At 73.8% G+C, this 20136-nt stretch carries 17 protein-coding genes; 9 read left to right on the forward strand and 8 right to left on the reverse strand.

Annotated features, from left to right (window positions below; all coding sequences use genetic code 11):
• Window positions 1–76 precede the first annotated feature (76 nt).
• The 4 genes from ACQP2F_RS30525 (at window position 77) to ACQP2F_RS30540 (ending at window position 4939) form a co-directional block, all read left to right on the forward strand.
• Window positions 77–694 carry a maleylpyruvate isomerase family mycothiol-dependent enzyme gene (locus ACQP2F_RS30525; protein ID WP_433293402.1) on the forward strand — a complete coding sequence of 206 codons (618 nt, stop codon included), beginning with the start codon at window positions 77–79 and terminating at the stop codon, window positions 692–694.
• 111 nt (window positions 695–805) lie between these two features.
• Window positions 806–1054, forward strand: coding sequence for a hypothetical protein (locus tag ACQP2F_RS30530; RefSeq protein WP_433293404.1), 249 nt, complete (start codon window positions 806–808; stop codon window positions 1052–1054).
• Window positions 979–3138 (forward strand): bifunctional polysaccharide deacetylase/glycosyltransferase family 2 protein, encoded by a 2160-nt coding sequence (locus ACQP2F_RS30535; RefSeq protein WP_433293406.1) that lies wholly within the window; start codon window positions 979–981, stop codon window positions 3136–3138. Before ACQP2F_RS30530 ends, ACQP2F_RS30535 begins: the two co-directional genes overlap by 76 nt.
• A gap of 10 nt (window positions 3139–3148) precedes the next feature.
• A complete protein-coding gene (locus tag ACQP2F_RS30540; RefSeq protein ID WP_433293408.1) occupies window positions 3149–4939 on the forward strand; it encodes a serine/threonine-protein kinase in 1791 nt (596 codons plus the stop codon).
• An 11-nt stretch (window positions 4940–4950) separates the two neighbouring features.
• Here ACQP2F_RS30540 and ACQP2F_RS30545 read toward each other — a convergent pair whose 3' ends face one another.
• Window positions 4951–6777 (reverse strand): LamG-like jellyroll fold domain-containing protein, encoded by a 1827-nt coding sequence (locus ACQP2F_RS30545; protein WP_433307663.1) that lies wholly within the window; start codon window positions 6775–6777, stop codon window positions 4951–4953.
• A gap of 162 nt (window positions 6778–6939) precedes the next feature.
• On the opposite strand from ACQP2F_RS30545, the gene ACQP2F_RS30550 reads away from it, so the two are divergent.
• Window positions 6940–7389: a hypothetical protein gene (locus ACQP2F_RS30550; protein ID WP_433293410.1), complete on the forward strand. Its 450-nt coding sequence runs from the start codon at window positions 6940–6942 to the stop codon at window positions 7387–7389.
• A 3-nt stretch (window positions 7390–7392) separates the two neighbouring features.
• Here ACQP2F_RS30550 and ACQP2F_RS30555 read toward each other — a convergent pair whose 3' ends face one another.
• Window positions 7393–8268: an SDR family NAD(P)-dependent oxidoreductase gene (locus ACQP2F_RS30555; protein ID WP_433293412.1), complete on the reverse strand. Its 876-nt coding sequence runs from the start codon at window positions 8266–8268 to the stop codon at window positions 7393–7395.
• 57 nt (window positions 8269–8325) lie between these two features.
• On the opposite strand from ACQP2F_RS30555, the gene ACQP2F_RS30560 reads away from it, so the two are divergent.
• Window positions 8326–8979 carry a TetR/AcrR family transcriptional regulator gene (locus tag ACQP2F_RS30560; RefSeq protein ID WP_433293414.1) on the forward strand — a complete coding sequence of 218 codons (654 nt, stop codon included), beginning with the start codon at window positions 8326–8328 and terminating at the stop codon, window positions 8977–8979.
• Between the two features lie 7 nt (window positions 8980–8986).
• On the opposite strand, the gene ACQP2F_RS30565 is transcribed toward ACQP2F_RS30560, so the two are convergent.
• The gene (locus ACQP2F_RS30565; RefSeq protein WP_433293416.1) at window positions 8987–10573 is read right to left on the reverse strand and encodes a GntP family permease; all 1587 of its coding nucleotides are present in this window, start codon (window positions 10571–10573) and stop codon (window positions 8987–8989) included.
• Between the two features lie 57 nt (window positions 10574–10630).
• On the opposite strand from ACQP2F_RS30565, the gene ACQP2F_RS30570 reads away from it, so the two are divergent.
• The gene (locus ACQP2F_RS30570) at window positions 10631–12172 is read left to right on the forward strand and encodes an FUSC family protein (RefSeq protein WP_433293418.1); all 1542 of its coding nucleotides are present in this window, start codon (window positions 10631–10633) and stop codon (window positions 12170–12172) included.
• Here the strand turns inward: ACQP2F_RS30570 and ACQP2F_RS30575 are convergent.
• The 3 genes from ACQP2F_RS30575 to ACQP2F_RS30585 are packed head-to-tail and all read right to left on the reverse strand — an operon-like array spanning window position 12111 to window position 16503.
• On the reverse strand, window positions 12111–15479 hold the full coding sequence (locus tag ACQP2F_RS30575) for a caspase, EACC1-associated type (RefSeq protein ID WP_433293420.1): 3369 nt from the start codon (window positions 15477–15479) through the stop codon (window positions 12111–12113). The two genes, ACQP2F_RS30570 and ACQP2F_RS30575, sit on opposite strands and share 62 nt — an antisense overlap.
• Window positions 15469–15795, reverse strand: a complete 327-nt coding sequence (locus ACQP2F_RS30580; protein WP_433293422.1) for an effector-associated constant component EACC1 — start codon at window positions 15793–15795, stop codon at window positions 15469–15471. The genes ACQP2F_RS30575 and ACQP2F_RS30580 overlap by 11 nt, the downstream gene beginning before the upstream one ends.
• Window positions 15796–15822: 27 nt before the next feature.
• The gene (locus ACQP2F_RS30585; RefSeq protein ID WP_433293424.1) at window positions 15823–16503 is read right to left on the reverse strand and encodes an SDR family oxidoreductase; all 681 of its coding nucleotides are present in this window, start codon (window positions 16501–16503) and stop codon (window positions 15823–15825) included.
• A gap of 77 nt (window positions 16504–16580) precedes the next feature.
• On the opposite strand from ACQP2F_RS30585, the gene ACQP2F_RS30590 reads away from it, so the two are divergent.
• Complete coding sequence (locus ACQP2F_RS30590) at window positions 16581–17096, forward strand: TetR/AcrR family transcriptional regulator (RefSeq protein ID WP_433293426.1); 516 nt, start codon at window positions 16581–16583, stop codon at window positions 17094–17096.
• Here ACQP2F_RS30590 and ACQP2F_RS30595 read toward each other — a convergent pair.
• Together ACQP2F_RS30595 and ACQP2F_RS30600 are read right to left on the reverse strand one after the other, a co-directional pair.
• Window positions 17083–17676, reverse strand: coding sequence for a TetR family transcriptional regulator (locus tag ACQP2F_RS30595; protein ID WP_433293428.1), 594 nt, complete (start codon window positions 17674–17676; stop codon window positions 17083–17085). The genes ACQP2F_RS30590 and ACQP2F_RS30595 overlap by 14 nt on opposite strands.
• Complete coding sequence (locus ACQP2F_RS30600) at window positions 17673–19178, reverse strand: MFS transporter (RefSeq protein WP_433293430.1); 1506 nt, start codon at window positions 19176–19178, stop codon at window positions 17673–17675. Before ACQP2F_RS30600 ends, ACQP2F_RS30595 begins: the two co-directional genes overlap by 4 nt.
• Before the next feature lie 56 nt (window positions 19179–19234).
• On the opposite strand from ACQP2F_RS30600, the gene ACQP2F_RS30605 reads away from it, so the two are divergent.
• Window positions 19235–20104 (forward strand): amidohydrolase family protein, encoded by an 870-nt coding sequence (locus ACQP2F_RS30605; protein ID WP_433307665.1) that lies wholly within the window; start codon window positions 19235–19237, stop codon window positions 20102–20104.
• The last annotated feature ends 32 nt before the right edge of the window (window positions 20105–20136 follow it).

Genomic DNA, 20136 nt, shown 5'->3' on the forward strand with positions numbered 1-20136 from the left:
GGGGGCGACCGATTAGTTCGCGGAGGCTGCGACGTACCCCCTCTGTGCGTGCGAACCGCACGCGGGAGAGGAACAGATGGAGACCGTACGGGAGAACGTCGTCGCGGAGCGGCGGGAGCTGGCCGCGATGCTGGAAGCGCTGACGCCGGAGCAGTGGGCCGCGCCGAGCCTGTGTGCCGGCTGGCGGGTGCGGGAGGTGGTCGCCCACATGACGATGCCGTTCCGGATGTCGGCGCCCCGGTTCGCGCTCGAGATGGCGAAGGCCAAGGCCAACTTCAACCTGATGGCCGATCGGATGGCGCGCCGGGACACCGCCCGGATGAGTGACGCCGATCTGCTGGACGATCTCAAGGACAACGCCGAGCACCGGTGGAGTCCGCCGGGCGGCGGCGAGGTCGGCGCCCTCTCGCACGACGTCATCCACGGGCTGGACATCGCGGTGGCGCTGGGCCTGGAGCGGCGTCCGCCGGCGTCCCGGGTCGGGCTCGTTCTCGAGGCGATGCGGGCAAGGAACCGGAACTTCTTCGGTACGGATCTGAGCGGCGTCCGCCTCGAGGCGACCGACCTGGATTGGCAGTTCGGCGAGGGCGAACCGCTGGCCGGCGAGGCGGGCGACCTGCTGCTGGTGGTGTGCGGCCGCCGCCTGCCGGAGGGGGTGCTGAGAGGCACGCCCGCGTTCCGCTTCACCGGGTGATCATGACGACCATCTTTTAGCGTCGATGGCGTGCCCGAGGAGAAACGCGAGCCTGACGAGAGACCGGTCGGACGCGCCACCGTACGCAAGCCGCCAAAGGGACGAGCGCGTGTGGATCGGGCGGTCGGGAAGGCCCCGACCCCCGAGCGCGCGCTCACGGACGTGATCCGGGACGACACCCCGCCGGCGCCGATCTTTGTGGACCCGAGCGGGTCGCGGCGCCGCCGGGTGCGCTGGATCGCGTACGTGATCGGGCTGCTCTTGATCGTGGTCGTGGTGGCCGTGTGGATCACCCAGCTCACCGGCCCGGCCACCCCGCCGCCGGTCCCCGCGCCCTGCCCGTCGGCCTGCGCGCGGTGACCGTCTACGGCGCTCCCCCGCCGCCGCCGAGAAAGGGTGGCGGGCCGCTGCGTGCCATCTTCGCCCTGGCCGCGCTGCTGCTGATCGCCACCGTGGTGCTGGTCGAGGTCTACACCGGCGCCCGGTTCAGCCCTGACGGCACCAACCCGCGCTCCACGACGGACAACGACGTGCCGGCGGCCGTCCGGGACGGCGGTCCGATGATCGACCTGACCGGGCAGACGCCCCGCTCGAGCCGGCTGCCCGCCCGGACCGTCGCACTCACCTTCGACGACGGCCCGGACCCGATCTGGACGCCGCGGATCCTCGACGTGCTCGCCCGCCACCACGTACCGGCGACGTTCTTCGTGATCGGCTCGCAGGTGGCCCGGAACCCGGAGCTGGCCCGCCGGATCACGGCCGAGGGGCACGAGATCGGCGCGCACACCTTCACCCATCCCGACCTGGCGTCGTTGCCGGCCTGGCGGCGGACGCTGGAGAACTCGCAGGCGCAGCTGGCTATCGCCTACGCCACCGGCCGCGGGACCGCGCTGGTCCGGCCGCCCTACTCGTCGGTGGCCGACGCGCTGACCGACAAGGACTATGCGACCGTACGGTCGGTGGGCGCCCAGGGCTACCTGACGGTGCTCGACGACCTGGACAGTGAGGACTGGCGGCGTCCCGGCGTCGACCGGATCGTCAAGAACGCCACCCCGCCCGGCGACCGGGGCGCGATCGTGCTCTTCCACGACGCCGGCGGCGACCGCGCGCAGACCGTGGCCGCGCTCGACCGGCTCATCCCCGCGCTGCAGCAGCGCGGCTACCGGTTCCGGACGGTCACCGGCACCCCGAACCCCCGTGCCGGGACGGTCGAGATGTGGCGCGGTGGCGCGCTGGTGTGGACGGTCCGGGGCGCCGACGCGATCCTGCGCCTGCTGTGGGTGCTGCTGATCGTGGCCGGCGGGCTGATCGTCGTACGGACGCTGATCCTGTTCGTCTTCGCCCGGGCGCATGCCCGGCGCCGGCGCGCGTCCACCTGGTCGTGGGGCCCGCCGGTCCGTGACCCGGTCACCATCGTCGTGCCCGCCTACAACGAGGCGGCCACCATCCGGCCCGCCGTCGAGTCCATGACCCGGTCCACATATCCGGACGTGTCCATCCTCGTGGTCGACGACGAGTCCACCGACGGCACCGCGGACGCCGTCAGAGACCTGGACCGGGTCCGGGTCGTGCGGGTGCCGAGCGGCGGGAAGGCGACCGCCCTCAATACGGGCGTGGCGCTGTCCCACGACGAGCTGGTCGTGATGGTGGACGCCGACACGGTGCTGACCCCGGACGCGATCGAGCGCCTCGTCCAGCCCTTCGCCGACCCGAAGATCGGCGCGGTCGCCGGCAACGTCAAGGTCGGCAACCGCCGCCGCCTGCTCGGCAAGTGGCAGCACATCGAGTACGTGATCGGCTTCAACCTGGACCGCCGGCTCTACGACACGTTCGGCTGCATTCCCACGGTTCCCGGCGCGCTCGGCGCCTTCCGGCGGGCCGCCCTCGTCGAGGCCGGCGGCCTGAGCAACGACACCCTGGCCGAGGACACCGACCTCACCTGCGCGATCCAGCAGGCCGGTTGGCGGGTGGTCTACGAGGAGACGGCGATCGCCTACACCGAGGCCCCGGCCACGGCACGCCAGCTGTGGCGGCAGCGCTACCGGTGGAGCTACGGCACGATGCAGGCGCTCTGGAAGCACCGGCGGGGGCACTTCGGGCGTACGCGCATCCCCTTCATCGCCCTGTTCAGCGTGGTTCTCCCGCTGCTGGCACCGCTCATCGATCTGATGGCGGTCTACGGCCTGTTCTTCCTCGACCGCAAGATCACCATCATCGGCTGGCTCGCGATGCTGGTCGTGCAGGCGCTGACCGCGGTCATGGCGTTCCGGCTCGACCACGAGAGCCTGCGGCCGCTCTGGACGCTTCCGCTGCAGCAGGTGGTCTATCGGCAGGTCATGTACGCGGTGCTGCTGGCCTCGGCGCTGGCCGCGCTCACCGGGCGGCGGCTGGGCTGGCAGAAGATACGCCGCACGGGAGATTTCAGCGCCGCGCCAAGTGGGTAGAGGGGACAGCATGCCCCACCCTGGAGAGATACTCGGTGATCGATACCGGCTGGACGACCGGATCGCGGCCGGCGGCATGGGCGAGGTCTGGCAGGCCACCGACACCGTGCTCGGACGCGACGTCGCGGTCAAGACGCTGCACGCCGGACGGGCCGGTGACGAGGGATTCCAGACCCGCTTCCGGCACGAGGCGCGGGCCATGGCCGTCCTGCACCACCCCGGCGTGGCGGACGTCTACGACTACGGGCAGAGCGGCTCCGACGCGTACATCGTGATGGCCCGGGTCAACGGCGAGGCGCTCAACCAGCGGATCGCCACCCGCGGCCGGCTCACTGCGGCCGAGACGATGTCGATCGTGGCCCAGGCCGGCCGGGCGCTCGAGGCCGCGCATCAGGCCGGCATCGTGCACCGGGACGTCAAGCCCGGCAACCTGATCATCGAGCCGGACGGCACCGTGGTGCTCGTCGACTTCGGCGTGGCCCGCTCGGCCGAGTCCGCCGCGCTGACCGGGGCCAAGGAGGTCGTCGGCACGGCGCTCTACATCGCGCCCGAGCAGGTCTCGAAGGACAACACCGGACCCAAGGCGGACGTGTACGCGCTGGGCGTCGTCGCGTACCACTGCCTGGCCGGCCATCCGCCGTTCCTCGGCGACAACCCGATCCACGTGGCGATGCAGCACCTGCGCGACGACCCGCCGCCGCTGCCCGCCGACGTCCCGCCGGCCGTGCGGGCGGTGGTCGAGACGGCGATGGCGAAGGACCCGGAGGAGCGCTTCGCGTCGGCGGCGGCGATGGCACACGCGGCCGAGCTGGCGGTCGCGGGCGCGGACACGACCGCGATCCTGGCCACGACCAGGACGTTCGCCGACGGCTTCCCGGGTGCGGCGGCCCTGGGCGCCGCGGGTGCGGTAGGTGCCGCGGGCGCGGTGGGCGGTCTCGCGCCGGGCACGGCGGGGGCGGCATCTCCCGGCAGCGCGGGCGGTTTTGCGCCGGGCACGGCGGGCGATTTTGCGCCGGGCACGGCGGGCGCCGCATCTGCCGGCGGCGCGGGCGGCGGCTATGCGCCGGGCGTGGCGGGCAGTGGGCCGGCGGCCCGGTCGGCCGTTCCCGTCGGCGCGCCGGGCTCGCCCCTGCACGACACCAGCGTCTTTCCGGCGCCGCCGGGCGGGCGCAAGCGTGGGCTCATGCTGGCGATCGCCGCTCTCGTGCTGCTGGCCACGGCGGCGGCCTTGTTGACGGTCTTCTACCCGGGGCTGCTCGGCAACGACCGGGCGCCGGCCAGCTCGGTCTCCCCCACGCCGGGCGCCAGCAAATCGGCCGGTCCGGCGGCCTCCAAGGGCCAGTCCGGCAAGTCGGGCAACGGCCGCGCGACCACCGGGCGGTCCGGCGGCAACGACGCGAGCGCCGGCCCGACCGGCGGGGCCACCGCCACCACGAACCCGGGCGCTCCCGGGCAGACCACCGCGCCGAGCCGCGCGACGACCACGCAGCAGACCACCACGTCGGCGCCCCAGGAGACCACCGCCGCCACGACCCAACCGGAATCGACCACCACCACCGGCGCCAGCGGCTCCGGCAATGGCTCGGGCAGCGGCTCGGGCAGCGGTTCCGGCTCGGGCAGCGGCTCCGGCTCCGGTTCCGGCGGCGGCTCCGGCTCCGGCGGCGCGGACAGCACCACCGGCGGCGGCAGCGGGAGCGGCGGCAGCGGGAGCGGCGGCAGCGGCGGTGGCGGTGGCGGTGGCGGTGGCGAGGAGAACGGGGACCCGGCCGCGGTCGACGCGACGGTCCCCGTCACCCCCTGAATCCCGAAAAATCAGCCGATGTGGATCCAGATGTCGTCGACCGATCCGTGGAACTGGTCGTTGTCGGCGCCGACACCCTTGCCGCCGACGCTGAACGGCAGAGTCGACACCACCGACAGCGCCTCCGGCACCGCCACGCTCGCCTCGACCTGACCGTCCACCAGGATCGACAGCGTCGGCCCGGTGCGCCGGCACTCCAGCGTGTGCCACGACCCGTCGGCGATCGACTGGCGGCTGCGGGCCAGGTGCACGGCCTTCTCGTCCTTGCCGCCCATCCCGCAGCTCGGCTTGCCGGAGACGCCGTCGACCTGCAGCTTGTACTGGCCGCCGCCGGTCGAGTAGCCCTTCTGCAGGATGTTCTCGCCGCTGGCGGTCTCGGCCGGCGCGAGCAGCACCGAGGCGCCGTAGCGGATGGGCTTGGCCGCCGGGCTGAGGTCCGGGGTGTCGGCCGCCTGCAGCACCAGGCGCGGGCACGTCGTACCGGTGCACTTGGCCGGGAAGGTCAGCGCCTGCCCGGTGCCGTGCGGCGTCAGCGTGAGCTTGCCGTTGTTGCGGGTCACCGCCCGCAGCAGGTGACCGTGGCCGGAGCCGTCGTCGAACGTGCCGTCCGCGATCGTGGTGTCGAAGTTGTACGAGGCCACGTAGTCCGCGTTGACCGTCGCCCGCTCCTCGCTCGGCTTGACCCCGTCGAACTGCACGTACCGCTTGCGGGTCGCGCCGGCCACCACGGTGAAGTCACCGACCGCGCTGACCGAGCCGAGCGCCGGGCTGACCGCCAGCTGCCGGGTGCCGGCCACGCCGTTGGCCTGCGGCGACCAGTCGAGCAGGTTGCCCTGGGCGTCGATCGCGGCCAGCTTGCCGCGGGTCACCGAGCCGTCCGTGCACACGCCCTTGATGCCGTTGTTCGAGGTGGTGCAGGCCTTGTCGAAGTGCCCGCCCACGTACGTCGTGCCGCCGAGCTCGGCGATCGCCTGCGCGTCGCCGTCGAAGACCCGGGTCCAGCGGGTGGCGCCGGCGCGGGTGTAGGCGACGGCCCGGCCGCCGAGGCCGCCGAGGGCAGCATAGACGCCGGTGTCGTCGGCGGCGAGCGCGAAGACCTGCGACACCGGCTTGGGCACGAAGCTCCGATCCAGTACGCCCGTGGCCGGATCCACCGCGCTGAGCCGCAGGGTCGAGCTCACCCCGTTCGTCTTGTGGAAACGACCGCCCAGGTAGACACGGTCGCTGGTGAGCGCCAGCGCGCTGACCACGTCGTCGGCGGTCGGCGCCCAGGCGTCGAGCGCGCCGGTGGCCAGCGTGAAGGCGGCCAGGTTGGAGCGCGGGACCCCGTCGACCGACGTGATCCGCCCGCCGAGGTAGAGGCGGCCGTTGCCGGCGACGAGCGCGTTGGGCTGGCCGAGCACGGTGTGCCGCATCGAGGTGACCAGGCCGCTGGTGGCGCCGATGCCGGCCACCGCGTCCCGGGTCTCGCCGTTGATCGTGTCGAAGTCGCCGGCCGCGTAGACGACGTCCCCGTCGACGGCGAGCGCGCGCACGTTGGCGTCGGCGGCCGGGTTCCACGGCAGCAGCGCGCCGGTGTGCGCGTCGAAGGCCGCGAGCCGGGTCCGGGCCACGTTCTTGCCGCCGGCGTTGGCGCTGGTGAAGTTGCCGCCGACGTAGACGGTGCCGCCCCGGTAGGCGACCGCGTAGACGGGCCCGTTGAACGACGGCGACGTCACCGGGTCGGGCGAGACCACCTCGGCGAGGGCGGCGCCGCCGGCCGCGACCACGACCGTGGCCACGCCGACGATCAGGGTTCGCCGGACGACCGATTTACCGCTTTTTCGCAAGTTAAGCACATTGCACGTCAACGCCCTCTCCCCACGGAGGATGCGTTGCCGGCCGCAAATCGGACCGATTGGGCTAACCCGGTCGCGATCGATCGCGTACGTTCAATATCTTGACCCGCGGGTAACTATGCTTGCCGCGCGTACCGCCGCCGATCGCCGAAGGAGAACGCCGTGCCGCGACGCCGCCTCACCGCCGTGCCCCTTTTTGCCGCGACGGTGGCCTTGGCCGCCGGCTGCTCGATCGAGGTCTCCCCCGACGCGGTCTCGGCGCCGATCCCCTTCAGCGTGGCCCCGACGCCGTCGTCCTCGGCCGGCGTCCCCAAGTACGTGTGCACGGCCGGCTACAAGATCCTCACCGACGGCGCGGTCAAGCTCGCCGGCTACATCCGCGGCTCGGGCCCGCACAACACACAGGGTTTGCGCGACACGTTCACCGAGATGGCCGCCAAGTTCACGGCCGAGGCCGACAAGACCACCACCGACCCCGCGCTGCAGTCGGCGCTGCGCGAGGTCGCGGCGTCGCTGACGGCGGGCGCACAGCAGCCCGACCCGAAGGCGTACGCGAACGGCGACTTCCAGACCGTGGGCCAGAAGCTGGACGCCGCCTGCGCGGGCGCGTAGCCGTTACGGCCGCGGTGTGGCGCCTGCCGGGAAGGCGGCCGGGTAAGCCTGCCCGAAGTCGGCCGAGCGGCTGACCTCGGCCCACGCGTCCACCTCGGCGATCTGGCGCCGCGAGTAGTCCTGGGCCATCGCGGCCGCGCCGGCGCCGAGCACCAGGTGGGTCGGGATGTCGTCGCGCTTGAGCAGCCGTACCAGAATCTCGCCGGCGCGGGCCGGGTCGCCGGCGGTGAGGCGCGGGTTGTCCATGTCGCGGATGCGGGCGCCGACCGTCGCGTCGTACTCGGCCGGGACGTCGTGGAAGCTCATCGACGAGCCGGCCCAGTCGGTCGCGAAGCCGCCCGGCTCGATCACCAGCGTGCGGATGCCCAGCGGGGCGGTCTCGACGGCCAGGACCCGGGTGAGCCCGTCCACCGCGAACTTGGCGGCCTGATAGGACCCGAGGCCGGGGCTGCCGCCGACCCGGCCGCCGATCGACGAGAACTGCACGATCGTGCCGCTGCCCTGCGCCTTGAGCGTCGGCAGGACGGCCCTGGTCACGTGGTAGACGCCCCAGAAGTTGGTCTCGAACTGCCGCCGGAAGTCGTCCTCGGGGCTGGTCTCGATCGGGCCGATGTTCGCGTAGCCGGCGTTGTTGACGACCACGTCGAGGCGGCCGAACCGGTCGACCGCGGTCTCGACGGCGGCGGTGGCGGCGGCGAATTCGGTGACATCGAGCTCGATCGGGAGGATGCGGTCGCCGTACCGCTCGACGAGGTCCTTGAGGTGCTCGGGCCTGCGCGCGGTGGCGGCGACGCGGTCGCCGGCCGCGAGGGCCGCGGCGGTGAGGGCGCGGCCGAAGCCGCGGGAGGAACCGGTGATGAACCAGGTCTGTTCGCTCATGCAGTTAGTAAAACGCGGTTGCGTTATTACCGCAACGGTGTTGTGTTAATGTGACGTGTGACCTCAGCGACTCCGCAACGCGCCCGCAGCATGGCGGCCAAGCAGCAGCGCGAGCGGGACATCCTGGCGGCGGCACGCACTCTGGCCGGTACGCGACCGGTCCGCGACATCACGCTGACCGATGTGGCCGCGGCGGTCGGCATGCACAAGTCGGCCATGTTGCGATATTTCGAAACTCGCGAGCAGATCTTCCTGGCGCTGACCGCCGAGGGCTGGCGCGATTGGTCGGCGGCCATTCGCGCCGCCCTCGACGCCGCCGAAGCAGAGCCGGAGCACGTGGCCGCCGCCATCGCGCGCACGCTGGTCGAGCGGCCGCTCTTCTGCGACCTGCTGGCCCACGCGCCGCTGAATCTGGAGCGGAACGTGTCGCTCGAGGCGGTTCGCGACTACAAGATGGCCACCCGCCGGGAGATCGGGCCCATGGTCGACGACCTGCATCGCGTGCTCGGGCTCACCGAGGAGCAGGCGATCGACCTCATCGCCACGGCGACCAGTTTGGCCGGCGCGTTCTGGCAGATGGCGGCGCCGGGTACGGCATTGCGGGCGTTCTACGAGGCCACGCCCGAGCTGACCCACGCGGTGGTGGATGTCGAGCCGCGCCTGGCCCGCATCCTGAGCGCGCTGCTCGACGGGATGCGGGCCGGGCGGTAGGCGGGCGTCAGACGAAGACCGAGAGGATGAAGACGCAGATCACGCCGACCACCGAGATGATGGTCTCCATGATCGACCAGGTCTTGATGGTCTGGCCGACGGTCATGCCGAAGTACTCCTTCACCAGCCAGAAGCCGGCGTCGTTCACGTGCGAGAAGAACAGCGACCCGCAGCCGATGGCCAGGGCCAGCAGCGCCACCTCGGGGCGGTCGAGGGTGGTGGCGAGCGGGGCCACGATGCCGGCGGCGGTGATGGTGGCGACCGTCGCCGAGCCGGTGGCGACCCGGATGCCGACCGCGACCAGCCAGCCCAGCAGCAGGGCGTTGATGTGCGCGTCCTGGGCGGCATCGGCGACCACGTTGCCCACGCCGGCGTCGACCAGCACCTGCTTGAACCCGCCACCGGCGGCCACGATCAGCAGGATGCCGGCGATCGGCGGCAGCGAGCCGCCGATCACCGCGTTGGTCTCGCGGCGGTCCATGCCCGAGCGGTGGCCGAGCGTCCACATCGCGACCAGCACGCCGAACAGCAGCGCCACCGGCGGGTTCCCGAGCACGTCGAGCGCGTCCCGGACCGGGGTGCCCTTGTCGGTCGTGAGCTCCCCGATCGCCCGGGCGAGCATGAGGATGATCGGCAGCAGCACGGTGAGCACGGATGGCCAGAAGCCGGGGTTCCGGGTCGCGGCCCGCGCGGCGGTGCCACCTCTGGCGTAGTCCTCGTCGCCGGGCACGTCGCCCGGAACGTCGGGATTGTCGGCGCCGGGCCGGAACAGCGGTGAGACACCGGGCGACGAGCCGGAGGTGGCGGCGGCGGGTGCGTCGGCGGCGACAACCCCGGAGGTGGTGGCCGCAGGTGGGTCGGCAGCGGCGACGCCGGCGGTGGTGGCGGCGGGTGTGTCGGCGGCGGCGACGCCGGCGGTGGTGAGCAGGGCGGGCACCGGCAGCGGCACCCGCTTGGCGATCCAGTTGCCGAAGATCGGGCCGGCCACGATCACGGTCGGGATCGCGCAGATGATGCCGAACAGCAGCGTGAGGCCGAGGTCGGCGTTGAGACTGGAGACGGCGACCAGCGGACCGGGGTGCGGCGGCACCAGGCCGTGCAGCACGGAGAGGCCGGCCAGCGCCGGGATGCCGATGCGCAGCAGGCCGATGTCGGTGCGGCGGGCCACCAGCAGCACGATCGGCACCAGCAGCACCACGCCGACCTCGAAGAACAGCGGCAGCCCGACGAGGGCGGCCACGCCGGCCATCGCCCACGGCAGCGCGTTGCCGGAGACCCGTTCGACGATGCGCTTGACGATGCCGTCGGCGCCGCCGGACTCGGCGAGCAGGGCACCGATCATCGAGCCGAGCGCGATCAGCAGGCCCACGCTGCCGACCGTGCTGCCCAGGCCGGTGGTGAACGAGGTGACGGTGGAGCCCGGGGAGGCGCCGGCGACCAGGCCCAGCACGGCCGAGCCGAGGATGAGGGCGAGGAACGGGTGGAACTTCGCCCATGCGATCAGCAGGACGACGGCCGCGATGCCGAGCACCGCGGCGAGTACGAGTTGGGTGGTGCCGGCGTCGGTGATGGCCTCGGCGGCGAGGGGCGTCATGCGCGCGCGTTTACCCCTCGTACGTGGCTTTCAATCTCGACCGGGTAAAAGGGACAAATGCGCAGGTCGATCGAGCGGGAGGTACGCGCCGCGAGCCTGGTTCGCCGGCCCGACGCGGCGTGGGCGTTCGCGCTGCGCGCCGGGCTGGCGGTGGCCGTCCCGCTGGTGCTGCTGGTGGCCGTGGGCCGGCCGTCCTCGGCCGGGGTCGCCACGTTCGGCGCGTTCACCGCCCTCTACGCCCGGGACGAGCCCTACCGCCGCCGGGCCCGGGTCATGGCCGCGGCCGGGGCGGGCCTGATCGCCTGCGTCGGCATCGGCACGCTGGCCGGCGGACACGAGGTCACCGCGGTCGCCGCCGTCGCGGCCGTCGGCGGCGTGGCCACGCTGCTGTGCGGCCGCTTCCGGGTCGGGCCGCCCGGCGGCCTGATGTTCGCCTTCGCCGCCGCCGTCACCGCGGCGATCCCCGCCCCCGACCTCGGGCGGAACATCGGCCTGGTCGCCGCGGCCGCCGCCCTCGCCTGGCTGATCTCGATGTCGGGCGTGCTCGTGGACCGCGACGCTCCGATGAGATTGGCCGTGAGCCGGGCGCTGCGGGCCTCGGCCGCCCTCGTGGACTCGCCGGACGGACCGCCCGGCATCCAGGCCCGCTACCAGGCGGCGCTGGCCGTCGAGAAGGCATGGCGGGCCGTCCCGCCCGACCGGCACGCCGAGGCGCTGCTGGTCGCCCACGCCGAGACCGAGCTCAGCGGCCTGCACGGCCACGATCCCGAGGCGGCCGCCCAGTTGCGCCGGCTGGCCGGCGCCGCCGCCCGCCGGGGACCCGCGCCCGTCCCACCCGCGGACGGCGGCGAGGACGCCGAGGTGCTCGGCCGCCGCCTGGCCACCCTGCTGCTGTCGGAGCCGGCGACCCGCCGCCCCGGACCGCTCTGGCCGGCCGCCGCCCGGGTGGCGGCCGGCGCCCTGGCCGCCGGGGCCGCCGCCGGAGCGCTGGTCCACGGCACCGGACTGGGTCACCCCTACTGGGCGGCGGTGTCGGCGGTGGCCGTCCTGCAGGCCGACTCGCTGCGCCTGTCCCTGCAGAAGGCGATGCAGCGCGCCGCCGGCACCACGATCGGCCTGTTCCTGGCCGGCGCCGCGGTGGCCCTGCCCGGCGATCAATGGACGCTGGTCGTCGCGATCGTGATCGCCCAGGTCGCCGCCGAGCTGCTGGTGGTGCGCAACTACGGGCTCGCGATGCTGGCGATCACCCCGCTGGCGCTGCTGGTGGGCGAGCTCGGCCACCCGACGCCGCCGGCCGCTCTGATCGGCGATCGCCTGGTGCAGACCCTGCTCGGCTGCGGGCTCGGGCTGGCCGCCGCCGCCCTGGTGCGCAACCGGGCGGCCGCGCGCCACCTGGACGGCGCGATCAACGAGGTGGCGGCGGCGACGGCGGAGCTGCGGCGGGGGCACGGTGAGGCACGCCGGCTCGCGGGGCTGCTCCTTCAGCTGCGGGAGGCGTACGCGGTGGCCAGTGGCGAGCCCGGGCTGGCTCCCGACGCTACGGAGCGGGTGCTGCGGGCCGAACGTGCGGCTCGCCTGGCCCTGGTCGGCCGCCACTGAGCGGCGCCAGTCCCTGCCGCACCGCGTCGGCCACCTGGTTGAGCAGGGTGACCAGCACCTCGACCCGCTTGCGCCCGAGGATGGCGGCGTTCACCGGCCAGTGGAAGATCTGCGGCCGCCCCGCGTACCCGGGCGGCGGTTGCCGGCGCAGCTCGATCACCGTCCGCTCGGCGCGGAAGCGAAGATCGAACATTTGCACGTACGCGATGACGATCTCCGGCGCCGCACCCATGTACCCCGCCGGCCGCGCTTTGACGTGCAGGCCGGTGTCGCTGAACCCGATCGTCGCGCTCTCCATGCCGGCCGGGATCATCAGGTACCACAGTGGCCACTCGTTCGGGCCCAGCGTCAGCTCCTGGCGCCAGCCGTCGATCTCGAGCAGCGACAGGCCGGTCAGCTCCCGCTCGCCCAGCCGGCGGTGCAGCTCGTCGATCGCGGCCGCCGCCGCCAGCTCGGTCGGGTCGGCCGACCAGAAGTTCCAGAGCGCGGCCGTGCGCGGCGACCCGGCCAGCGCCCGGGCGACCTCCGCCCGCCGCGCGTGGCCGGCCCGATCGAGGCGCACGTCGCGGATCACCCGGCCGGCGATCGGGGCGAGCCCGTTGTCGTTCAGGTCGCGCACCAGCTCCGCGACCGCAGCCGGCGGGTGCCGGCGCAAGAACAGCCGCAGGTACGCGTCGACGAGGTCGGGCGGCCGCGACCCGCCCCCGGCGGATGCCCGGACCCCGTCCGCGGCGGGCGGCCGCGACCCGGCCCCGGCGGGCGGCCGCGACCCGTCCGCGGCCGGCGGGGGCGGCACCGAGGCGAGCAGCCGGATCCAGCCGAGGCCGTCGCCGGGCCGGATCGTCATCCGGTCGAGCACGGCGTCGACGTGACGGCCCTGCCGGTGCTCGTGCAGCAGGCCGAGGACCGTGGTGAGGATGCCGGGCGCCTCGGCCAGGAGCTGATCGGCCAGTTCGGCCGGGTGGACCGAGCGGCCGATGACCTCGCACATGCCCGGCTGGCGCGAGCCCACGAGCACGTCGATGGCCAGCCGCGCGCGCTCGACCGGGTCGGCCGCCGGCAGGGTGGCCGGCCGGGTGAGCAGCTCGGCCAGCATGCGGCTGCCCTCCCGCCGGCCCGCACGCACCGACTCGAGCATCGCCACCAGGATCGCCTGCGGCGGCGACTGGGCGAGCCGGCGGGCGAGGTAGCGCACGGTCTCCGGCCGGTCGACGCGGACCAGGACCTGGCCGGCCTTGGACCAGTCCGTCAGCACCGCGTCGAGCAGGGGCTCGACCGAGTCCAGGCCGGTGTCGGCGAGGTGGGCGACGAGCTCGGCGACCTCGTCCGGCCCTCGCCCGGCGGCGGCCTCGACGACCCGGCGGATGTCGAGCGGGCGCCCGGCGTCGGCGAGGGCCCGCAGCGTCCCGATCGTCTCGCCGACGGGCCGCACCGACGCCGCGGTCGCGAGCAGGTCGCCCGCCTCGCCGTCGCGCCCGGCCCGCCACAGGTCGGTGGCGAGCCCGAGCAGTGCGTCGGCGGGAAGCGTGGCGGCTGCCCCGGCGACGATCACGCCGACCGCGCCGGGTGGCTGCGAACGCGCGTTGCCCGCTCCGGGTGGCTGGGAAGGCCCGTTGCCCGCGGCGGGCGGCCGGGAACGCCCGTTGCCCGCGGCGGGCGGCCGGGAACGCCCGTTGCCCGCGGCGGGCGGCCGGGAACGCCCGTTGCCCGCGGCGGGCGGCCGGGAATGCGCGTTGCCCGTGACGGGCTGGGACGTGGCCGCCCGCAGCAGGGCGAGGAAACCGGCGGCGTCGTGGCAGGCGGCGACGGCCCGCGCGATCAGCCGGCCGGACTGGTCGTGGTGCCCGGCCTCGTCCAGGGCCACGGCCAGCGCCACCACGTCGGCGGCCGGGCGGGCGGCCAGCACCTCCTCGGCCGGCTGGTACACGCGGAACGCGGCCTCCTCGCGGCCGGCGTCGCGCAGCACGTCGCCGAGCGCGGCCGCGTCGGCGGGCGGGATGCGGCCGGCCGTGCGTTCGAGCAGCGCGTCGAGGACGCCGCCGTTCAGGGCGCGGGTGGTGGAGATCGCGGCGATCAGGGCGACCATCGCCTCGGGGCGGCCGAACCGGGCGTCGACCGCGGCGTCGAGCAGCGGGTCGCGCTGGTCCGGTGTGAGCAGGGCGGCGACCGGCACCGGCTCGCGGGCGGCCACGGCCCGGCGGGCCCGCTTCAGCACCGGGCGCCGGCGGAGCCGGGTGAGGATGCCGAACAGGGCGGCGATCTCGGCGGCGGGCCGGCCGGCGGCGGCGGCCAGCACCCGGTCGGCATCGGCCGTTGCACCGCCGGCGTCGAGGGCCTCGACGATGCCGACCACCTCCTGCGGGGCGCGGCCGGCGCCGACGGCGTCGAGCAGGGCATCGGCCGCCCGCTCGCCACCGGCCTCGCGCAACTCCCGCACCCGGCCGAGCACCGCGGCCGGCGCGAGCCAGGGGGTGGGCGCAGCGGCGGCGATCCGGGCCGCCGCCGCGGGGTCGCCGGAGGGAGCGGAGATGACCGCGGGAGAAGAAGTAACCGCGGGAGAGGCGGTGCGGTCGACCGCGGGAACGAGGGCCCGGTTGCGGGCCAGGACGATCCGGTGGCCGCGGTTGCCGGACCGCTGGACGGGCAGTGGGTGGCCGGCGCCCTGCAGGTCCTCCCGCAGCCGCCAGTAGACGTCCTCGGTGCCGAGCAGCTCGGGCCCACCCGGGATGCCGTCGGCCAGCAGGCGTACGAGCGCGCCGGTGAAGGCCGTGTATCGCGCACCCGGCGGCGCCACCGCCAGGCTCAGCTCGCCGCAGGCGGTCAGCAGGTAGGTGCCCTCGACCACGGTCTGCGCCGCGAAGTCGCCCATCGTCGCGTGCCCGCTGTAACAGCAGTCGAGGATGACCACCTTGGACGGGCAGCGGCTCTCCCGGACGGCCCGGCGGATGCGGTCGTAGTCGATGGCCCGCACGATCGGCGCCGACTCGGCCCGGCCCAGCGCCAGGAACAGCCGGCCCGAGTCGAGGTCGAGCAGACCGTGCCCGGCGAAGTAGAAGATCAGCGTGTCGGCCGCCTCGCGGGCCGCCGCCAGCAGCGCCTCCTCGACCTCGTCCGTGCTCCCGGCGTCGGTCAGGGTCACGCAGTTCTCCGGCGGCAGCCCCCACAGCCCGTCGTCGGCGAACAGCTCGCGCAGCCGGGCGACGTTGTTGGGCACGGCCGGCAACGGGCTCAGATGCTCGTACGCCGCCGGCCCGACCAGCACCGCCCGGGAGCGCCGCGGGTCGGGCAGCCGGGCGTCACCGGTCATCGAGGGCCCGCAGCGCCTTCTCCAAGGCGGCCAGGCTCTCCGGCGAGTCGTCCGGGACCGTGATCTTCACCCCGTCGACCTCGAAGGTGATCGGCGGCTTGGCCGGCCGTGTCGCCAGCCACGCGCGGAGCGAGACCAGGAAGCTGCCGAGCGCGATCGTGTTGCTGAGCACGATGTTGACGATCTCGGCCGCGCCCTGGTGCGCGGGACTGGCGACGGCACTGACCTCGACGTCGGGCGAACGGCGCAGCCAGTCGTGCAGGGACTGCAGGGCGGGCAGGCTCTGCGGATCGGCGACGGCGGCGGAGACCCTCATGCAAGGGATTGAAGCATGTCGCCGCGATCAGCGCGGACCGGCCGACAGCCCCGCCTTCACGCCCCGGGTCACGTCGTCGGCGAGGATCTCCGGCACCCCGGCGGCGACACCGTCGAGGGCCAGGGCCGCGACGATCGCGGGGTCGGTCTTCTGGTCGGCCGGGACGTGCGCCGCCATGTCGGTGTCCATGTAGCCCACGTGCAGGGCCGAGACGGTGATGCCGCGCGGGGCGAGCTCGTCGCGGACGGCGTTGCTGAGCGCCCAGGCGGCGGCCTTCGCACCGCTGTAGGCGCCGACGCCGGCCGGGTGCCACCAGGACAGGACGGACAGGACATTGAGGATCGCGCCGCCGCCGTTCGCCTCGATCACGGGTGCGAACGCGCGGGTCACCGCCAGCGTGCCGAAGTAGTGAGTCTCCATCTCGAGCCGGATCAGGCCCGGGTCGCCGCCGATCAGCGGCTGGCCGGTGCTGGTGCCGGCGTTGTTGATCAGCAGCGTGACGTCGGCGGCGATCTTGGCGGCGTGCTCGACGGCGTCGGCGTCGGTGATGTCGAGGCGCAGCGGGATCGCGCCGGGCAGGTCGACCGTCTCGGGGTCGCGGGCGGCGGCGTACACCTTGGCGCCGCGCTCGAGCAGCTGGGCGGCGAAGTGCCGGCCGAGGCCGCGGTTGGCGCCGGTGACGAGGGCAACGGAGTTCGTGAGGTCCATGCGGATTAGATTACGAGCATCATCTAACTCACGCAAGGTAATAGATGACACACACCATCTATCGCTATAGTGGCGGCATGGGACGGGTGTCGCAGGCGCAGGCGCAGGAGAACCGCAAGCGGGTCGTCGAGACGGCGGCCCGGCTGTTCCGCGAGCGGGGCGTCGCCGGGGTGAGCGTGGCCGACGTGATGGGCGAGGCGGGCCTGACCCACGGCGGCTTCTACAAGCAGTTCGCCTCCAAGGAGGCGCTGGTGGCGGAGGCGGTCGGGCAGGCGTTCGCGGAGGCCGACGGCAAGATCGCGGCGGCCGGGCGGGATGGCTTCGTCCGCTCGTACCTGGCCCCCGGGCATCGCGACTCCCCCGGCGACGGTTGCCCGGCGGCCGGCTTCGGAGGGGACCTCACGCACGAGCACACGCCGGGCGCCGTCGAGGCGTACGCGCAGGGGATCGAGGCCTATGCGCGCGAGCTGGGGAGCCTCACCGACGTCGCCACCCTGGTCGGCGCGCTGGTGCTCGCGCGCGCGACGGCCGGCGCCGAGATCTCCGACCGCATCCTGGCCGAGGCCCGCGCCGCCCTGCTCAGCGAAGGGTGAGGCTGGCCTCGAGCACGCGCAGGGCCTCCTCGACCCGGGCGAAGTCGGTCAGGTCGAAGTGGCCGCCCGGCGGCGCGACGGCCAGCACCACACCCACCATCGCCCCGGCGATCACCCGGTACCTCATGTCGTCGGCGGACTCGCCGTCCCGCTCGGCCAGCGCCCCGGCCAGCATGTCGATCGCCAGGACCGTCTGGTTCATGGCCCGGACCCGCAGCTCGGGCACGGCCTGGTAGATCCGCTGGCGGCGCTGCTCACTGCGCCACTCGTCCTCGTCGAGCGACAGGAAGACCGCCCGCATGCCCTCGAGCAGCGCCCGGACCGGCGGGGTGCCGGGCGGCTGCGCCTTGATCGCCTCGACGATCAGCGGGTCGTAGTCGTCGGTCAGGATCACGTCTTCCTTGGTCGGGAAGTAGCGGAAGAACGTGCTCTGCGAGACCTCGGCCGCCTCCGCGATCTGGTCGACGGTGGTCGCCGCGTACCCCTGCTCCTCGAACAGGCGCATCGCGTGATCGCGGATGGCGGCCCGGGTCTTCGCCTTCTTGCGCTCGCGCAAGCCGGTGGGCGGCGACGACGTCATAGGCCCGATTCTGCCAGCACCAGCCGGTCGTCCTCCACCGGCGCGACGCCGGCCCGGCGCGGCAGCAGCACCAGTGCGAGCACCGCCCCGGTCGCCGCCACCGCGGCCGCGACCAGCAGCGACACATCCATGCCGTGGGTGAACGCGTGCCGCGCCGCGCCGGCCAGGACCGGGTCGCCGAGCCGGGTCGCGACCGCCGCGCTCTCCCGCGCCGCGGCCGGCGCACCCGCCGGCAGGTCGTCGCGGTAGGCGCCGTTGAGGACCGTGCCCAGCACCGCGACCCCGATCGCGCCGCCGACCTGCCGCATCGCCTGCAGCAGCCCGTTGCCGACCCCGCTGCGCTCGGCGGTCAGCGCGCCCAGCGCCGCGTCCATCGACGGCGGCAGGGTGCAGCCGAGCCCGATGCCGGCCACCGTGATCCAGGCGGCGACGAAGCCGTAACCGCTGCTCACGGTCGTGAACGAGCCGAACGCCATGGCCGCGGTCATCAGCGCGAGACCGGCGGCGATCACCGGCCGGGCGCCGATCCGGGCGGCGGCCTTCTCGGCCACGCGGGCGCCGATCAGCAGGCCGCCGATCACCGGGAGCAGGCGCAGGCCTGATCCGAACGCGTCCTCCCCACCGGCGATCGAGAAGAACTGGGGCAGCGCGAACAGCAGGCCGAGCATGCCGAAGCTGGCGACGGTGGCGAGCACGGCGCCGCCGGTGAACGCGCGGGACCGGAACAGCGCCAGGTCGACCAGCGGCTGCCTGCGCTTCCGGTCTCGCTGGGTAAGGACGAAGATCACCAGCAGAACCACGCCGGCGACCACGGTGATCAGTGAGCGGGCGTCACCCCAGCCGCGTTCCCCGGCCTCGATGATCCCGTACGTGAGGGCGACCAGCCCGGCCGCCGACAGCACCACGCCGAGCGGGTCGAAGCGGCGACCGCGGTCGCCGTGCGACTCCGGTACCCAGAACGCGACCGCGACCAGCGCCACCGCCACCAGCGGCACGTTGATCAGGAAGACCGAGCCCCACCAGAAGTGGTCGAGCAGCCAGCCGCCCAGCAGCGGGCCGAGCGGGATGCCGAGCGCGCTCGCGGTGAGCCAGACCGACAGCGCCTTCGACCGTTCCCGGTCGTCGAAGAGCACGGTCAGCACCGCCCCCGAAAGCGGCATCAGCACCGCGGCGCCCAGCCCGAGCACGGCCCGGGCGGCGATCAGCTGGCCGGAGGTCGCCGACCAGGCGCAGGCGGCCGAGGCGGCGCCGAAGACGATCAGCGCGCCGAGCAGCAGCTTCTTGCGGCCGAAGCGATCACCGAGCATGCCCGCCGGCAACAGCGTCGCCGCCAGCACCAGCAGGTAGGCGTTCGTGAACCACTGCAGGTCGCCGGTGGAGGCGTGCAGGTCCCGGCTGAGCGTCGGCAGCGCGACGCTCAGGATCGTCGTGTCCAGCCCGATGGCCAGCGTGCTCAGAGCCAGGGCGCCCAACGCGTACCACCGTGATGTGGAAGTAACCATGTTTTGACAGTAACCCTCACTTAGGAGTGACTGTCAAGACATAGGATGGCGGTGTGATGGAGCTCTGCTCGCAACTCGGTCTGCCGGGCCTGTTCGACGTGCACACCCACTTCCTGCCGCCGCGGATGGAGCGCCGGGTGTGGGCGCACTTCGACATGGCCGGGCCGCTGCTCGGGCGGCCGTGGCCGATCACCTACCGGGTGCCCGCCGAGGAACGTGTCGCCCTGCTCGGGAAATGGGGCGTCCGGCACTTCTCGGCGCTGGCCTACGCCCACAAGCCGGAGATGGCCGACTCGCTGAACGGATGGACGCTGGACTTCGCCGCCCGCACGCCCGGCTGCCTGCGCAGCGCGACGTTCTTCCCCGAGCCCGGTGTCGCCGCATACACCCGCGCGGCCCTCGATCGCGGCGCCCAGATCTTCAAGCTGCACCTGCAGGTGGGCGGGTTCGATCCGCGCTCGGACCTGCTCGCCGAGACCTGGGGCCTGCTGGCGGATGCCGGGACGCCGATCGTGATCCACGCCGGTTCCGGCCCGGTGGCCGCCGGGTTCACCGGGCCCGGCCCGATCGGCGAGGTGCTCGCCCGCCACCCGCGGCTGTCGCTGATCATCGCGCACGCCGGGGCGCCTGAGTACGCCGCCTTCCTCGACCTGGCCTTCCGTTATCCGAACGTGCGGATCGACACGACCATGGCGTTCACCGACTTCTTCGAGGCGATGGCGCCCTTCCCTCCGACCTTGCGGCCTCGGCTGCGCGAACTCGGCCTGGGCGGCAAGGTCCTGCTCGGGAGCGACCTTCCCACCATCCCGTACGCCTACGAGCACCAGCTGGAGTCGCTGGCCCGCCTCTCGCTCGGTGACGACTGGCTGCGCCAGGTGTGCTGGACGAGCGCCTGTGACCTGTTCGGTATGCCGCCTCGCGGGTGAAGGTCCGGTAAGGACGTGCGCCGGCGTGCCAC

The sequence above is a fragment of the Actinoplanes sp. CA-030573 genome (genome assembly GCF_050951115.1).
Lineage (GTDB): Bacteria > Actinomycetota > Actinomycetes > Mycobacteriales > Micromonosporaceae > Actinoplanes.

Excerpts from the sequence above, each read along its gene's own strand:
- ACQP2F_RS30580 (WP_433293422.1), bottom strand. The coding sequence starts at position 15,795 with ATGAGGGTCTCCGCCGCCGTCGCCGATCCGCAGAGCCTGCCCGCCCTG.
- ACQP2F_RS30585 (WP_433293424.1), bottom strand. The coding sequence starts at position 16,503 with ATGGACCTCACGAACTCCGTTGCCCTCGTCACCGGCGCCAACCGCGGC.
- ACQP2F_RS30605 (WP_433307665.1), top strand. The coding sequence starts at position 19,235 with ATGGAGCTCTGCTCGCAACTCGGTCTGCCGGGCCTGTTCGACGTGCAC.
- ACQP2F_RS30590 (WP_433293426.1), top strand. The coding sequence starts at position 16,581 with ATGGGACGGGTGTCGCAGGCGCAGGCGCAGGAGAACCGCAAGCGGGTC.
- ACQP2F_RS30540 (WP_433293408.1), top strand. The coding sequence starts at position 3,149 with ATGCCCCACCCTGGAGAGATACTCGGTGATCGATACCGGCTGGACGAC.
- ACQP2F_RS30600 (WP_433293430.1), bottom strand. The coding sequence starts at position 19,178 with ATGGTTACTTCCACATCACGGTGGTACGCGTTGGGCGCCCTGGCTCTG.
- ACQP2F_RS30555 (WP_433293412.1), bottom strand. The coding sequence starts at position 8,268 with ATGAGCGAACAGACCTGGTTCATCACCGGTTCCTCCCGCGGCTTCGGC.
- ACQP2F_RS30525 (WP_433293402.1), top strand. The coding sequence starts at position 77 with ATGGAGACCGTACGGGAGAACGTCGTCGCGGAGCGGCGGGAGCTGGCC.
- ACQP2F_RS30570 (WP_433293418.1), top strand. The coding sequence starts at position 10,631 with ATGCGCAGGTCGATCGAGCGGGAGGTACGCGCCGCGAGCCTGGTTCGC.
- ACQP2F_RS30565 (WP_433293416.1), bottom strand. The coding sequence starts at position 10,573 with ATGACGCCCCTCGCCGCCGAGGCCATCACCGACGCCGGCACCACCCAA.
- ACQP2F_RS30575 (WP_433293420.1), bottom strand. The coding sequence starts at position 15,479 with ATGACCGGTGACGCCCGGCTGCCCGACCCGCGGCGCTCCCGGGCGGTG.
- ACQP2F_RS30595 (WP_433293428.1), bottom strand. The coding sequence starts at position 17,676 with ATGACGTCGTCGCCGCCCACCGGCTTGCGCGAGCGCAAGAAGGCGAAG.